Annotated in this window: 13 protein-coding genes; 4 read left to right on the forward strand and 9 right to left on the reverse strand. The window is 52.0% G+C overall.

Annotated features, from left to right (window positions below; translation table 11 throughout):
* Positions 1–3: 3 nt before the first annotated feature.
* Together ACGHM3_RS15240 and ACGHM3_RS15245 are read right to left on the reverse strand one after the other, a co-directional pair.
* Positions 4–1,302, reverse strand: coding sequence for an MFS transporter (locus ACGHM3_RS15240; protein ID WP_345422957.1), 1,299 nt, complete (start codon positions 1,300–1,302; stop codon positions 4–6).
* A 60-nt stretch (positions 1,303–1,362) separates the two neighbouring features.
* Positions 1,363–3,795, reverse strand: coding sequence for a TonB-dependent receptor (locus tag ACGHM3_RS15245; RefSeq protein ID WP_345422960.1), 2,433 nt, complete (start codon positions 3,793–3,795; stop codon positions 1,363–1,365).
* Positions 3,796–4,148: 353 nt separating this feature from the next.
* Here ACGHM3_RS15245 and ACGHM3_RS15250 point away from each other — a divergent pair, with 353 nt between their 5' ends.
* The 3 genes from ACGHM3_RS15250 to ACGHM3_RS15260 all read left to right on the forward strand — a co-directional run bounded on the left by ACGHM3_RS15250 (position 4,149) and on the right by ACGHM3_RS15260 (position 7,368).
* A complete protein-coding gene (locus ACGHM3_RS15250) occupies positions 4,149–4,649 on the forward strand; it encodes a hypothetical protein (protein ID WP_345422963.1) in 501 nt (166 codons plus the stop codon).
* A 160-nt stretch (positions 4,650–4,809) separates the two neighbouring features.
* On the forward strand, positions 4,810–5,676 hold the full coding sequence (locus tag ACGHM3_RS15255) for a serine aminopeptidase domain-containing protein (protein ID WP_345422966.1): 867 nt from the start codon (positions 4,810–4,812) through the stop codon (positions 5,674–5,676).
* A 147-nt stretch (positions 5,677–5,823) separates the two neighbouring features.
* Positions 5,824–7,368, forward strand: a complete 1,545-nt coding sequence (locus ACGHM3_RS15260) for a glycoside hydrolase (RefSeq protein ID WP_345422969.1) — start codon at positions 5,824–5,826, stop codon at positions 7,366–7,368.
* Positions 7,369–7,420: 52 nt separating this feature from the next.
* Here ACGHM3_RS15260 and ACGHM3_RS15265 read toward each other — a convergent pair whose 3' ends face one another.
* Entirely contained in the window at positions 7,421–7,726 is a 306-nt protein-coding gene (locus tag ACGHM3_RS15265; RefSeq protein ID WP_345422972.1) for a thioredoxin family protein, read from the reverse strand.
* Positions 7,727–7,944: 218 nt separating this feature from the next.
* On the opposite strand from ACGHM3_RS15265, the gene ACGHM3_RS15270 reads away from it, so the two are divergent.
* Positions 7,945–10,152 carry a S9 family peptidase gene (locus ACGHM3_RS15270; RefSeq protein WP_345422975.1) on the forward strand — a complete coding sequence of 736 codons (2,208 nt, stop codon included), beginning with the start codon at positions 7,945–7,947 and terminating at the stop codon, positions 10,150–10,152.
* A gap of 23 nt (positions 10,153–10,175) precedes the next feature.
* On the opposite strand, the gene ACGHM3_RS15275 is transcribed toward ACGHM3_RS15270, so the two are convergent.
* From ACGHM3_RS15275 to ACGHM3_RS15300, 6 genes are all read right to left on the reverse strand, one after another.
* Positions 10,176–10,511, reverse strand: a complete 336-nt coding sequence (locus tag ACGHM3_RS15275; protein WP_345422978.1) for a hypothetical protein — start codon at positions 10,509–10,511, stop codon at positions 10,176–10,178.
* Between the two features lie 21 nt (positions 10,512–10,532).
* Positions 10,533–11,321, reverse strand: a complete 789-nt coding sequence (locus ACGHM3_RS15280; protein ID WP_345422981.1) for an enoyl-CoA hydratase/isomerase family protein — start codon at positions 11,319–11,321, stop codon at positions 10,533–10,535.
* Positions 11,322–11,494: 173 nt separating this feature from the next.
* Complete coding sequence (locus ACGHM3_RS15285) at positions 11,495–13,078, reverse strand: GMC family oxidoreductase N-terminal domain-containing protein (RefSeq protein WP_345422984.1); 1,584 nt, start codon at positions 13,076–13,078, stop codon at positions 11,495–11,497.
* Between the two features lie 247 nt (positions 13,079–13,325).
* Positions 13,326–13,769 (reverse strand): PaaI family thioesterase, encoded by a 444-nt coding sequence (locus ACGHM3_RS15290; protein ID WP_345422987.1) that lies wholly within the window; start codon positions 13,767–13,769, stop codon positions 13,326–13,328.
* Between the two features lie 32 nt (positions 13,770–13,801).
* Positions 13,802–14,737, reverse strand: coding sequence for an acyl-CoA dehydrogenase family protein (locus tag ACGHM3_RS15295; RefSeq protein ID WP_345422990.1), 936 nt, complete (start codon positions 14,735–14,737; stop codon positions 13,802–13,804).
* On the reverse strand, positions 14,737–15,873 hold the full coding sequence (locus ACGHM3_RS15300) for an acyl-CoA dehydrogenase family protein (protein ID WP_345422993.1): 1,137 nt from the start codon (positions 15,871–15,873) through the stop codon (positions 14,737–14,739). Before ACGHM3_RS15300 ends, ACGHM3_RS15295 begins: the two co-directional genes overlap by 1 nt.
* Positions 15,874–15,889 lie beyond the last annotated feature (16 nt).

Here is a 15,889-nt window from a genome sequence, read left to right on the forward strand (position 1 = left end):
CAATTATTGGATGGATGAATTAGAAAATTGCGAAACAGCCAAGGCCGCTACCACCAGGGGCACAGCAAATATTACAAAGGTCCAGCCTACGGATAACCCCGTGGCCAAAATAAAGCCCGCTGCGGTGGGGCCAACAATGGCGCCAACACGGCCTGCCCCAATAGCCCAACCAACGCCGGTGGTGCGAATTTCTGTGGGGTACAAGCGCGCAGCCACGGCGTATAAACCTGTGAATCCGCCCTGCACAAAAAACATCAGAAAAAAGATTAAAACTAGAATCGAAACAACCGAAACCGAGGCATTGCCATAGGCCACACTCATAACCGCGCCGGCTATAAAGAAGGCAAATATCAGTCGTTTTAAGCCGAGCTTTTCCGATAAATAACCAAGGCTTACAGAGCCAAAAAAAGCCCCTAAATTAAGTGCAATGCCGGCGTACATCGCTTTCTCTAGCGGTAGGCCCGCCTCCACTGCCAACTTAACCACCCAACTGAACAGAAAATAGAGCGTGGCAAAGCTCATCATAAACGCCAGCCACAACACCGCCGTGGCGGATTTTAGCTCACCCACAAACAGCGCTTTAAGGCCGCTACTGGCTTGTGCAGCCTGGGACTTTTGTGGCAGTGTCTGCCAGGGTGGCCGGCCAAGCTCAAGTAAAATGCGATTGATTTTTACCAAGGCGTTGGCGGGCTGTTTACCCAACAAAAACGCCAGGGATTCAGGCAGAGCAAAAAACACCAGGGGCACAGCCACCAGGGAAATAACTCCAGCAAATATAAATAAAGGACGCCAGCCGTAAACCGGCAGCATCCATGCGGCAACAAAACCCGCAATAATTGCACCGATTGGGTAAGCAGCATGCAAGGTTAAAATTGCAATGTTGCGGTGTTTCTCCGGTGCATACTCTGAAACCATAGCCGTGAGGCTGGCCAGCATTGAACCAATGCCGATGCCGGCAATAAGCCGAATGGTGGCCAACTCATACACGCTGTCAACCAGCGCCGTGGCGAGCATACCAACAGCGATCACTGCGATACTCGCTAAAATCATTTTGCGCCGGCCAATTTTATCGGTGTAAGGCGAAATAAAAACCGCCCCAATGGCCATACCAACCAGGGCGGAACTGAAAATAATGCCCAGTCCCTGCGGGGTTATGGACCAATCCTGGGCAATCACTGGAGCGGCGAAAGAGATGGCTAAAACATCGATGCCATCTAACATATTCAATAAAAAGCAGATAATCAGCACCCGCCACTGCAGGGCAGAGAAAGACGTATTATCCAGCGGCGAATCTTGAGACATCACGCATTACTCAACATTGTCTTAGTAAAAAGAGCGGCCCATTACAGGCCGCTAAGAGAGTCAAAAGTGGTAAGTAAAGTTGGCGAAGATTACGCGGGGACGAGCGTAGGCCACCTCGGCGTAACCCGAACCCGAACTCAGCGAAGAGTTACCGGAGGTGATGTATTCTTCATCGGTGGCGTTATTCACTCCAAACACCATTTTCCAATCGGCATCGTAGTTTTCCAACGCAACCGACAAATCTAAGGTGGTGTAGCTGTCTAACTGCGCAATGGACGAGGTATTGGCGGCATCAAAGTAGACGGCATCGCTGTAAGTAATATCCACCCGCGGAGACACCAGATAAGACCCCAACTCGAGGTTGTAACCAATACCGAGGTTACCTTGCAATTCTGGCGCGAAGGGCAATTGGTTACCCTGGGCAACACCGCTGGACACGGGCCGACCTGGCACTTCAATGGCCACGGCTTCATCCACACTGGTATCCAGATAACCCAAGCCACCTTCCACAATCCAAGAATCCGATGGAATCCAAGTGAACTCCAGCTCGGCACCGTCAATGGAGGCTTTACCGGCGTTGAAGAACCACGGCGCAATAAATACCCGGTAGGTGAATTGCAGGTCGGTGTAATCTGAACTAAACACCGCACCATTAATGCGGAAATTACTGCTGACATCGGATTTAAAGCCCAGCTCGTAACTGGTGACCTCTTCCTGATTGAACAGGTGGCCGGCCTCTAGGTCTGATTCGGTGAGCGCAAAGTTAAAGGTGGAATTCCAGCCGCCACCTTTGAAGCCTTCGGAATAGCTGGCGTAGACCATAGTAAAGTCATTGACGTCATAGCTAAGATTGGCAGAGACCGTAGTAGCCGAGAAATCGGCTTCATAGCGCTGTACCGGCAGGTACTTTGCCGTTGGGTCGGCGTAATCGAATTGATCTGGTATCGATGCTTTGGTTTCTGAGGTGTAACGCACACCCAGGGTACCGCTTAGGGCATGGTTAAAGTCGTAGGTTACCTGGCCAAAGGCTGCGTAGGATTGGTTATCGGTAATATTGTTGTCGCTGTCCAAATGGCAGCGGTTGGTGCCTTCACCACAACTGAAGCCATCGCCTTTGTCGCCCACTTGCACGCTGAGAATATCGGTGACTTCTTCCTCGTAGTAGTACAAACCCGCCACGGCTTTCAGGGAATCGCCCTGGAAGTTAAGTTGCAACTCCTGGCTGAATTGGTCGCCATCGGAGGCGAAATCGGTGTGCAAAATGGTAAATGGCGTATTGTCGGCGTCTCGCTTACCGGTCCAGGACAACTCGCGGTAGGAGGTGATGGACTTTAAGACAATACTGTCAGTGACATCCCACTCAAACTTGGCCGCAACCCCCCAGTTTTCCAACGAACTTTCGATTTCGTAGGTGCCATTGGTCTCGTAGGGGCCCGCTGCCCACTGATTGTTAATACAACTGGTATCGGTATTTTCCGCTACATAACCCCGTGGGCCACCGCCATCGGTGAGCAGACCACTGATATCCAGGCCAGAGCCTACAGCAGTATCCACCGGTCGGCCGGGAGGCCCAGGCAGCGCAATCCAAGCGTCGCTACAGCCGGCGCCCACACTTTGGTTGGCGCCAAACCAACCGGGGTTGGCAGCCTGGCCGGTCTGGTTAACATCGGTATTGTTGTTATAGCCCGCAAATACCATGGGCGAGCCGTTTTCATCGGCTTCAGTGTAATCAAAGCTCAGCTTGGCGCTGAATGTATCCGTGGGGAAGAAATTTACCTTACCGGTAAACGTATAGTTGTCGGTATCGCCTAGGTCGGTGCCATCGGAAACCCGCTCCACATAGCCATCCTGTTGCTTAGCACCCAGTGAAAAGCGCGTTTTAACGCTGTCGGATACCGGTAAATCCACGGCACCAAATACCTGGCGCAGGTTGTCCTCGCCCAGGCCTGCTTTAAGTGTGCCGCCAAATTCATCGCCGGGCTCGGTGGTACTTAAAAGCACGGCGCCACCAATAGTGTTGCGGCCAAATAAAGTGCCCTGGGGGCCGCGCAATACCTGCACACCGGCGATATCACGCATCTCCATGGATCCACCCACAGACTGCCCCATGTACACGTCATCTATGTACAGACCAACGCCGGGGTCAGTATTGGCTCGCGCGCTCACCTGGCCTACACCACGAATAAACACTACAGAGGAATTGTTATTGCCGGCGAGGGGCGCATTGTTGGTGAACTGCAGGTTGGGCGTAACTTTACCGATATCGGCGGTGCTGTTGATTTGACGACGCTCCAGTCCCTCTGCGGTAAACGCAGACACCGATACCGGCACATCCTGCATGTTTTCCTCAACCTTACGGGCGGTAACAGTGACCTCCTCTAAGGTGAAACTCGACCGGCTGGCCTCCTGGCTGGCTGCCTGATGGCTAAAAGCAATCGCGGCGGATAATGCACTGACAACTGACACAAAGTAAGTGGATTTATTGGTATCCATGAATAACCCCATTTTTGTCATTTATTGTGGGTGGTGGTATCAGGAGTAGAGACTGTAAACACTGCCGGCTAGTGTGGCGGTGCGCCCTACCCCCCTTGCTGTTGAGGCCTGCACTATGGTGTAAGCACCCGCTAAGGGCCATTCACTTTTTTCAGCTTCACTGGTACTTTTTTAAAACGCCTACTGGGGTCGCTCTGGCATAAATCGACATTTATCCCGGCCAGTACCCGCGCTTACATGCTGCCCCATAGCCGCTGCCACGGGCTCACTCCTTCCAAAGTAGGATGTTTTAAAACCCGAAAACTCCCTAGAGTCACAGGCATCCGAATAACAAAAAACCTTGTGGCACTACCATGAAATTCTGCAATCTCGCATGGGCCGTGGCAGTAGCACTGTTGCCGTACCCTACCCTGGCTGAGAAAACCACCGAGATCACCGGTAACGAGTTAAGCTACGACTCTATGATCGGTAGCGATAAGCGAATGAAATGCCTGTACGGTTACGTTGCCTCCAAAAGCGGTGACCACGGCGCCGCCATCGCCATCTTTGAAGATTGCATTGACCGCTGGGACGATGTTTATTCCATGATTTGGCTAGCCCAAATGCACGAGAGCGGCACCGGCGTGCCGCAATCCGACGCCAAAGCGTTTGAACTGGTCAAACGTGGCGCACAAATCGACGATGAAGCGGGTTACGGCAAGTGGGCGCGCTACCATTACGGCAAGGCTTTGTATCAGGGCCGAGGCACCACTGCAGATCCCCAAGCGGCCCTGGAACCGCTGAAAAAAGCGGCCAAGGAAGGGGTGAAAGATGCCTGCGATTTCTTAACAGCCCACGGCTACACCTGCGATTAGAACCTCCCCCTACATTTGGCCCCACACAAAGATGACCTGTACTGTTCAGGAGCACCCCGCTTGTGGTTGATTTTGCCGCAATAGTTGGTGAGTAAAGCCATTGAGACCAATGTGGGTTGCTGTAGCATCACAGCGATGTGAAATACTACAGCCGGCGCCCATGAACATAGAGCACTTCTCCACCACCTGCGAAGACGGTGTTAGCCTACAAGGCGAGCTATTTATCCCTGAGCGGCCCCGCGCCGTTGTGCAATTCAGTTGCGGCACAGCAACGCCCACCAAAGTGTATCGCCACTTTCTCTCTCACATCGCCCAGGCGGGGTTTATCTGCGCGTTATGGGATTATCGCGGCAGCGAGATTTACCAAGAGAACCTAAGCCAGTGCCAGTACCAATACGCCGATTATGGCCGCCAAGACATGCCAGCGGTAAAGCAGTATTTAAGACAGCGGTTCCCCGAGTTGCCCCTGGTTTTGTTAGGCCACAGCGCCGGCGGCCAACAGTTTGGCTTTATGCCGGATTATTCCGGCGTTGTGGGCGCAATCAGCATCGGCGCTTCGTCGGGTTATACGGGCAATATGCCATTGTCCTACCGGCTAAAAGCCTATTGGTACTTTTACGCTTTTATGCCGGCCAGCGTCGCTTGGCGCGGCTACGTGGCGACAAAGTCACTGGGTATTATGGAGGACTTACCCACCGGCGTGGCAACACAATGGCGCGATTGGTGCAGTAAGCCAGATTATTTTTTTGATCCGCAATTCAGAGGCCAAACGCTACCGGCGGACTTATTTTGTGACATTCATTTCCCTATCCAAGTCTACTACGCCAGTGACGACACCATTGCCACGCCCCAGAATATTGATAATTTTTGGCGCCACGTACACTCCAGCGCCGGGGTAGAGATTCAGCAACTGGATTCCAAAGAGCTTAAGGTAAAACGCATCGATCACTTTGGTTATTTTAGCCGCGCACTAAAGAGCCAGTTCTGGCCGCAAATTATTGCCGACATTAACCGGTTTCTGGATTAACAAGCGCAAATCTGCCAACACCACTTTTAGCTCCCAATTCCCCGATTAACTGCTAAGCTTCGGCCAAGCCATTCATAAAACTGTCACCGTTTTCGTGTTTTATTGCGCCGACAGCGTTAACCTGGGCCGGGAGCCCATAGCCTTGTAATGAGCGTTTCGTACTTTAAGCAGTACCCCAAGCCCTGGGCAATGCTGCTGCGTTTACGCGCCAAAAAAAAGCCTGCCCCACCCCAAAATATTTCACTTTTTTTGCAACACCAATCGCCCGTGGCTCACATTGATGAACGCTATTTGTCGTTCTCAATCGACATCTCTGTGCTGGCCGGTGGCTTTTGGTGGGAAGGTTCACTGGGAATAAAACGCGGCCTGGGTACGTTAAAAATCCCCCCATTGGAACTGGACTTAAAAAAGTTGGACAAACTGGTGCGACTGCTGGCACCGGCCTACCTGCGGATTGGTGGCTCAGAGGCGGATAAAATACATTATTTTAATGCGCCAGATGACGAGCAAGACCCCCTCATTCTGACTCAAAAACAATGGGATAACCTGCACAGCTTTACCAAACGCAACAACCTGCGTTTAATGTTTACCTGCAAATACGGCCTGTTTAAACGCAAGCACCACGGACGCTGGCAGGGCGACGAATTAAGTGAGCTGTTGCGCTACAGCGCCGAACAAGGCTATGCCATTGATGTGTTCGAATTGGGTAACGAACTCAATGCCTATTGGGCATTCCATGGGCTGATGTCTCAACCCAGAGCCATCAATTTGGCCCGAGATTACGACCGTTTCTGTGACTTAATTGCACAGTTCTACCCTAAGGCGCGAATTTGCGGCCCAGGCAGTGCGTTTTGGCCTAAATTAGGGGAAGCCATTCGTCCCATCACCAACATCACTCCCAAGTTTTTATCAAATTTAAAAACCCGCATCGACATCATCGATTGGCATTACTACCCCTTCCAAAGCGAGCGCAGCCCGGTGCGTACCCGTGCCGCCCAGCTACACCGCATGCTAGACCCAGCCTCATTTGAAGATTTTCGCAATTTCAGCCAGCGTTTGTGCCGACTACGTGATCGCTATCAACCCCAGGCGGAGGTGTGGACCGGCGAATCTGGCTCAGCTCAATGCGGCGGCCAACCGGATTTATCCGATCGCTGGGCATCCAGTTTTTGGTGGGCGGATCAGTTGGGCATGGGCGCACGTTGCGGCCAGAGCGCGATGGTGCGGCAATCCTTGGTGGGCGGAGACTACGGCTTGGTAGATCGGTTAACGCTGAAACCCAGGCCAGATTACTGGGTAAGCTGGTTGTGGGGCCAAATGATGGGCCAAGCCGTGTACGCACTGGATAGCCAGGCGCCACATTTACGAGCCTACTTACACAGCTCGAAAAGCGACAACGGTTTGGTGTTACTGTTGATCAATCTACAGGACCGTCCCGTCACGGTGGCTGGCGCATTAACGCAGTTACTGAATATTCAGCACGGATATGTGCTTACCGCTAAAAACTTGTACAGCCGCAAGGTGAGGCTGAACGATCGCAAGCTTCGCTTTAACGGCGGTAAGGTCACCCTGGATGACTTCCCAGCCATCGGCTTTACTGGGGCCATCGCCCCTTTGAGTATCAGTTTTTGGCAGTGCGACAAACCCGAAGACTTAGAGCGGGTTACGTTGCAGTCCCTGGCTCGGCACTAGATCAAAAACAGCACCTGATGACCACAGGCAACGTTACGATCTTATAGCGCGCTTAAGCGAATAGCGCCGCCAAATCTTCTTGGCTAGTGGGCCTCACAACCCGCGCTTGCTCCTGGCCATTACTGAGCAAGATCAGAGTCGGCCACAGTTTTACGCCAAAACTGCGGCCCAAAGGTTTACCCTTACCATCGGCGATTCGTAAATGCTCTACAGGATGAGATGCCAAAGCTTCAGCTATGGCAGGCTGGGCAGCTTGGCAATGGCCACACCAGGGCGCACCAAACTCCAACAACAGTAGCCCGCCGGTGGCGGATACCTGTTCTAAGCTAGGTGCATCTTCTCGGTAATCGATATCCATGGCAAAACACTCCTACGATTTTCTGTTCTTGTTGTCGCTCATTGTTTTTCACTCGTTGTTTTTCACTGGTATTAGGGCCAAGTTTGCACCGCCGCACAAATTTGCCCCACGCCATTAAGGAGGTGTAGATTTAAAACGTTTAAGTAGCACCATAAGACCTACCGCCGGCCGAGTTCAAGAGAGGTACTCGACGGCTAACTGAATGAGAGACGATAACTATGGCAAGCAAACTTGCACGCATAGCAGTACCGGCCCCTGCTCTACTAGCCCCTACACGATTGACTTCGGTTCTGGTATTGGCACTGGCGCTAACGTCACAACCGGTCTGGGCGCACGCTAAAGCGGCGCAACAATCAGAGCCTGAAGAACCTACCGCCCTGTTAGATTACCAAGATACCTTCAATTTAGAATACGCCACACACCCGTTTTTTAGCCCGGACGGCAAACACCTGTATTACCAGCGCCGCTCGGCAGACATCATGCACGATCGTACCCACACTAGCCTGTGGCAGTATAACCTCGATACCAAAGCCACATTACCCGTAATGGCCGCGGATGAATCCATTGCCAGCCCGGTGCTGTCGCCGGATGGTAGCCGGTTGGCGTATATTGCCAAAGGCCAGTTATATGTACGCTATCTCGCCTCCGGCGACACCGCCAAACTGACCAACCTAACGGAAACACCGCAAAATGTGGTGTGGTCCAACGATGGCCAAACCCTGGCTTTTACTCTGTTTACCCCGGCCAAAGCGCCCAGTCTTTTTACAGATATGCCCAGCAAGCCCGAGGGCGCAAAATGGGCCAAAACAGCCAAATACATAGAGCAAACCACCTACCGTTTTGACGGTGCAGGCTATTTGCCCAGCGGCTTTGATCAAGTTTACTTGCTGCCGGCCACCGGCGGCACGCCGCGACAACTTACCCAGGGCAATTATCTCTACGAGGGGCCACTGAGCTTTAGCCCGGACGATCAATCCCTGTATATCACGGCGCTGCTGGAAGAAAACTTTGATTTAAAACCGCTGGAAAAAAATATTTATCGCTTGGCCATCGACACCGGCGAGCTCACCGCAGTGACGGAATCACCAGGGCCTGAGAACGACCCTCAACTCAGCCCTAATGGCAAGTGGCTGGCGTTTTTACACACCAATGATCGCAAGCTGGCCTACCAAAACGATGTGCTTAAGCTTCTTAATTTGGAAACGGGCAAAGAGCGCACACTCACGACGGATTTAGACCGCACCATTGGCGATTTACAATGGCAAGATAACAATAATGGTTTGGTGATTTCTTACCTGGACCACGGCCAGGTGAAATTAGCCCAGGTCAGTACCCAAGGAAAATTCAGCCCCCTGGTAGCTCAACTGGGCGGCACCACTTTGGGCCGGCCCTACACCTCCGGTAACTTTGCGCTGAGTTCCGCCGGCGACATTGCTTACACCGCCTCAACTCCCACACAACCTGCGGATTTGGCATTGCTGCGGGCGAGTAACGGGTTAAAAGGCAAAGGCGAACTGGTTACCCAGCTGAATGCCGATGCTCTTGGCCACAAAACCCTGGCCCAGGTGAAAAAGCTCAGCGTAACCAGCAGTGTCGATCAGCGCCCTATCGACGCCTGGATCGCCTACCCACCCAATTACGAGCCTAAGCAAAAGTACCCATTGGTGCTGGAGATCCACGGCGGCCCACACGCTGCCTATGGTCCACACTTTTCCATGGAAATCCAGCTAATGGCAGCCAAGGGTTACGCCGTGGTTTGGTCTAACCCCCGGGGCAGTTCTTCCTACGGCGAAGACTTTGGCAACTTAATTCACCACAACTACCCTTCGGCGGACTACGATGATTTGATGGATGTGGTAGATGCGGCGGTTGCCCAGGGCTCGGTGGATAGCGACAACCTGTTTATCACCGGCGGCTCCGGCGGTGGCGTGTTAACCGCGTGGAGTATCGGCAAAACCGATCGTTTCAAAGCTGCGGTGGTGGCTAAGCCGGTCATTAACTGGATGAGTTTTGCCTTAACGGCGGACGCCTACCCGTTTTTTACCCAGTACTGGATGCCTGGCATGCCCTGGGATAACGCCGACCACCTTTGGCAGCATTCGCCGTTATCGTTAGTGGGCAACGTGAAAACCCCCACCCTGCTGCTCACCGGTGAAGACGACTACCGCACGCCCATCAGCGAGTCCGAGCAGTTTTACCAGGCCCTGCGTTTACAGGGTGTGGATGCCGCTATGGTTCGTATACCCGGCGCCTCCCACGGCATTGCGTCTCGCCCCTCACGGTTGATTCAAAAGATCGGCAATGTCATCGCCTGGTTCGATCGCTATAAAAGCGCTGACGAAGAGGAACGTAAAGCAAAGGTAGATAAAGCAGTGGAAGGTAAAGCTGAGGAAAGCCAACCACACCAACACGAGAACAAGCAGTAGTTTTATAGCCCCCGCCTTGGGGGCTATAACTGCTTCACTAATCGGCCATCGCAGGCATAGATGGCGGCATAGAGGTTGTCACGGTCTAAGTCGTCTGAAATAACCATGCGGCCGGCCTCGGATGCCTGCACCAACTCATTAAAGCTACGCTCTACGTCGTCGGTTTCAATATCGTAAACCGCCATAAACTGGTAAGGCGCGTTTTGGGCCATGGGGTGTGCCAGGGTAAAACGCTGGGCCGCGATAAAACTGGGCAGTTTAACCACATCGTCCAGATGGGTTTGGCGGTACCAGCGGTCACAGACCTCGTACTTTCCAGGTTTTGGATTACTCAGTACGACCATTTTATAGGCGGCCATGAATCCTCCCAGCCGTGGTTATTATTCTTTTTTCAGCATGGCCGCCACTGCGGCCTGATGATCCGCCTGGCGCATGCTCACTGCCTCATAGGCCAAGCCGGTATCCAGCAAACTGTGCGTTACCCGTTTCAGCTCTTGGTTGAGCAATATTTTAGTCCAACGCACGGCGTTGGTGGAGTTAGCCAGCACTCGGGAACAGTAAGCCTGTACCGCCTCATCTAATTGCTCAGCCGGTAAGCAATGGTTGATTAAGCCAATCTCCGCCGCTTTTTGCGCGCTGAGTAACTCGCCACTCAACAAGTACTCTTTAGCCCGGCACAGGCCCACCAACTGCGGCCAAATAATCGCTCCACCGTCGCCGGCCACTAAACCCACAGCCACGTGTGGGTCGCCAATTTTGGCTCTTTCTGAGGCAAAAATAACATCGCAAAACAGCGCTACGGTTGCCCCCAAACCCACGGCATGGCCATTCATCCGGCATACCAAGGGTTTGTCTAAATCGAGCATGGCAAAAATAATTCGCTTGGCCAAGCGGACTTCTTCATCAAATAAATCGGGGTTATTGGCGTTGTTTTGAATATGCTCTAAATCGCCGCCGGCGGAAAACGCTTTGCCAGCACCGGTTATTACCACCAAATCACTGTGCTTATCGGTGGCGGCAAAGTGAAACACCTCGGCCAACTCTTCATGCAGAGCGAGATTTACAGCGTTAAGGTTATCCGGCCGGTTTAACGTGATGGTTAATACTCTTTCGTTTCGCTCCAATAGAAGCGTGCGATAGGTAGGGCATTCAAAAGAATCTTGGGACATAGCGTGATCTTTATTGAGTTCGTGGTCTTAATTGATTTACTGCCAGCTGCAAAATAAAGCGCAGCCTTGTATGGCTTTTTATAGCGTTGTTATAAAACAATGGCAAAGGGTTGCCAAGGTCAGCAACCCTTTGTTTTTTCTTCGTTACTGCTTTTTTGCTTTAAAAGCCCATATTATGAAAGCCTTGGAATAACTTGCTCCATAATGCGCTCTGCATTGGCGGCGATAGTAAGCGATGGGTTAGCCGCCGCCGTGGATCCAGGCATCAATGCCCCATCTACGACAAATATATTTGGCAGGCCGTTGAGTTGTCCATTCATACCACAGGCTTGCCCCATCACGGTACCGCCTAATGGGTGCCAAATTCCGGCAGAACTACCGATGGCAGAGCCGGGAATAACGCCGTTATCCAGATGCTGCATTTTACTTAGGCTCTGGTAATGGGCCTGGCGATCAATTTCATTGTCGGCGTATGGGTACTGAATAATGGCCCCATCCGTATTGGCATCGTAGCCGATACTGCCCGTGGCATTGGGGGTACTCATAGCCATGTGCAACTGCATTCTAACGCCATCTGGCAACCCCTGGCTGCCATTGGAGGGGGAATGCATAAAACCGACTGGCTTTATACTGTTGTTTAAATCGTGGGCCGCTACACAGGGCGGTCCGCCTTGAATCGCACTGATATCTGGCTGATAGATCAGCCGGCCCATTAACTCATCACCGTTGCCAGCAAAACCTTCGCCAACGGCGTCGTTAAGATTTGATAGATCACCAAGCGCTTTAGATTTTAACAACAGCCGAGTTGTATTAATGGCACCAGCAGCGAGAAAAACATAGCGGCTTACAAACACCTGCTTATACTGTAATTCGCCAAATTCGTTGAGCACATCACAATGGGTGCGAAACAAACGATCCGATACCTGCTCAATAGTTTGCACATTATGCAAAGGATGAACACTGACATTCCCCGTGCTTCTAGCGTTGGCAATGTAGTTTTTATCCAGTGTATTTTTCGCATTGCTATTGCAGCCATACACATATTCGCCGATGGATGCAAAAGGAGAAATCTCGCCATTAATTTCTCGTCTTATGACATTCCAATTAAAACCAACGTCACTTTCGGTAATATCGAAGCCCGCTTGGGCTGCATTATTAATGAACGTTCTTACGGCACCATAGTTAGGGCTTTCCAAAATATCCCGCGGAATTTTACCACCGCTGACCATTGCCAGAACTCGTGGATAATAAACCGAGTCCATCATGTCGTAATCTAACTGCGGGAATACTTCGTTAAAGATATCTCTTCGCGGCTGCAATAACACACCGCCGTACACCAGAGAACCGCCCCCCAAACCTGCACCCACCACAGAGGGAACGGTGTCACCCTGAATGCGCTCCAGCATTCCGGTGTATTTCGAAACCGGATATTGGCCGGTGGCTCCATCCATGTCACCCAACCAAGTGGTTCGGCCATCGGCTTCGGTGGCGGCTGCGGCCACCAACGGAAAGGTATCTTCACCTTGATATTGCCAGCTTTTGCCACGCTCTATTAATGCTGTTGCGATGCCCGCTTCGCCGAGACGAAGTGCTGCCACCGAGCCACCAAAACCCGATCCAATCACCACGCTTCTGCGATAGGTATACAGAGTGGGGGCTAGCCATTGAGCCTTGGCCAAACCTGTACTAAATGCGCTTGCCGCCGCTCCCGCAGCCAAACCCGACTTGACAAACCCGCGCCTGTTCATTTTTTTCATTGTGCGACTCCTAATGTTTTAAATAACTGCAATTACTACCGTGTGTAACGGTGGAAAATGTACAGCCAAACATCAGAAGAAATTGGGCACTATTCGCAAGCTAGATCTTTTACGTGAGATCGATTTCTCACCAACGTAAAGTGTGCCGATTCGTGCAAACCGATTTAATAGACAATTAAACAGTCGAATAATTACTGTTTAAATAACGACAATCAATGTGTCCGAACAAACTATAATTTTTTAGCGGTTAACTCAAAACACTCCAAATACCATCGCAGTTACCGATCACCCGCTCGTTGGTTTGAATAACGCCTCGCACAAATAACAGCTTTTTCTTTTGACTAACGATTTCTGGCTCACAAAAAACAAAATCACCAACTTTAGCAACAGAAACAAACTGTGTATTTAAAGCCGTGGTTACCGCTTTAAAACGCTCCTCCCCCAGGCTGGCCACCACTGAAGAACCTAAGGCCATATCGGCAAAGGTCATCAAAGCGCCGCCGTGAAGCGTACCAATGTGATTATTAGTCTGTGCTTCGGTGACAAAAATGCCCATGGCTATTGGGTGACCTTGCTCATTAAACTTACGCCACAAGGGGCCGACACTTACCGTAAAGCCCGCCAAATTATCGAAGCACTGCCAGCCTTCGGCCAGCAGTTGTTCTTGCGTTATTGTTTTTGTCTCTGCCATTTTATAAAAACTTCACCTTAATGATCGGCCAATTACAACGAGCTAAAACAAGCCTCGCCCACGGCCTGGGCATTGCCCGCTCGGCCGCCTAATTCACTCATCAGCGCTTTCAGACGATAGGTCCAAAGGTGCAAATCCATTTCTAGGGTCATGCCCATGGCACCGCTCATTTGATGCACATCGTAAATTACGCGGGTAGCGCTTTCTTGGGCGTGCAGTAACGCCAAGGCAGCGTCGCCGGCGTCACTGGACCAAGCCGCTTTAAATGCCAACCAGCGCACGCCACCGGCCAGTACCGCGCATTCACTTAACCGATGCCGCAAAGCTTGGAAAGTGCCAATAGGGTGGCCAAATTGCTTGCGCACGCTGACATGTTCAACAGTTGTAGTGATAGCAGCCTGAATTAAACCGGCCATTTCCGCCGCCGTAGCAACGCGCAACGCCGCTTGCACTCGCTGGGCGTCGCTGTCGTTTAACCAGTGAATATTAGGGGTTTCAGGAATGCGAGCCATTGGATAGGCATAAAGCGAATCTGGCAGTGGTTCGGCAAGTTTTTGGTCAGGTTGATCGCTACTGGCAACGCCAACTTTTTCGCCATCGACAAAAATAAGTGTTTTTGCTGTGGCGGCAAAACGGCCAGGCCGCTGGTTATCGATGACAGTGAAAGGACGTTGTATTTCAACCGGCAACGCCAACTCATCCAGCACCGGCCCCACCAACATGGAAAGAGCCACCTCGGCGGTATACGGCAGCTGTGCTAAACGGTAGATGGCATCGGCGGCGGACAAGGGCCCCATTTCTGGCACCGCGGCAATGTCAAAGTAACCGCCCTCTTCCAGCTCTTGCTGTAGGGTTTCACTCACCAACGCAAAGCCGTGAAAATCCACCGGGGAGCTGGCAAATTGCTCGGCCAATTTATCAATGGCTCCGGCCACCGCTAACTGATCTTCGTTTAACGTTAAGTCCATTAGCGCGGCTCCCTGGGTAATTCTAAAAACTGCGTAGCGATAATATTGAGTTGGATCTCGGCGGCACCCGATGCGATACCGGCAACAATGCCGCGCTGATGGTGGGCCAATAACATGGGGTGTACGCCACTGATGGCTTCTGGCACATGCTCCACCACAAATTCCGACACCAAACGCTCGCAAATGACGGTAGAGAATCGACCAACGCTGGCCTCAGGCCCGGTGGTTAAATTCTTCGCTCGCTGATCGATAATCTGATAACTGTACCAACGCGCCGCTTCGCAGGCCGCGTGAGCCTTGGCGGCTTGCTCCACCACACCGGCGCTGAAGCGGTTTGCTTGTTTCAGGAGTCGAATGGCGTCTTTTAATGTTTTAGAGGCCAAAGAAAAACGCGGGATACCCACGCGCTCCATGGACAACGCTCGGCCAACGATCTCCCAGGCTTGGCCTTCTTCGCCCAGGCGCCAGCGTTGATTCACTTCGACATCGTCAAAAAAGACTTCGTGAATATCGCCCTCACCGATAATACTGGGAATATCTCGCACGGTGATCCCCGGAGTATCCATGGGTATTAGAAAAATAGAAATACCATTTTTACCATCGGAAGTACGTGCCAAACAAAAACAGGTATCGGCGTCACCAGCGTAGGACGTCCAGATTTTTTGACCATTAATTTTGTAGACGTCACCGTGTTTGTTGGCTCGGGTACGCAACGAGGCTAAATCCGAGCCGGACTCTGGCTCAGAGAACCCCTGGCACCAAAGGGTTTCACCCCGCGCCATGGGTAAGATGTGCTTTTCTTTTTGCTCGTCGGTGCCGTACAACATCAACGTGGGGCCAATCCAGTTGACATTCATATACTGACCGCCACGCGGCTCGCCCGCCATCCACATTTCTTCGGCTAAAATAAACGCCTCCCAAGGGTCGGCATCGCGCCCCCCCCAGGCTTTAGGCCAATGCGGCACCAGCAACCCTTCCTCTGCTAGCGCTGCGCAGAACTGCTTTGCGAAGGCGGTTTGTTCTTTGGAGGCTGGGCCATGGGCCACGTGTTCCCAGTCCTCAGGCAGATGTTTTGCCAATACAGTGCGAATGGTTTCCCGAAACGCCTGCTGTTGGGCAGTCCAATTAAAATCCATAGATTTACCGTCTCAG

Source organism: Halioxenophilus aromaticivorans (assembly GCF_042850945.1).
GTDB classification, from domain to species: Bacteria; Pseudomonadota; Gammaproteobacteria; order Pseudomonadales; family Cellvibrionaceae; genus Halioxenophilus; species Halioxenophilus aromaticivorans.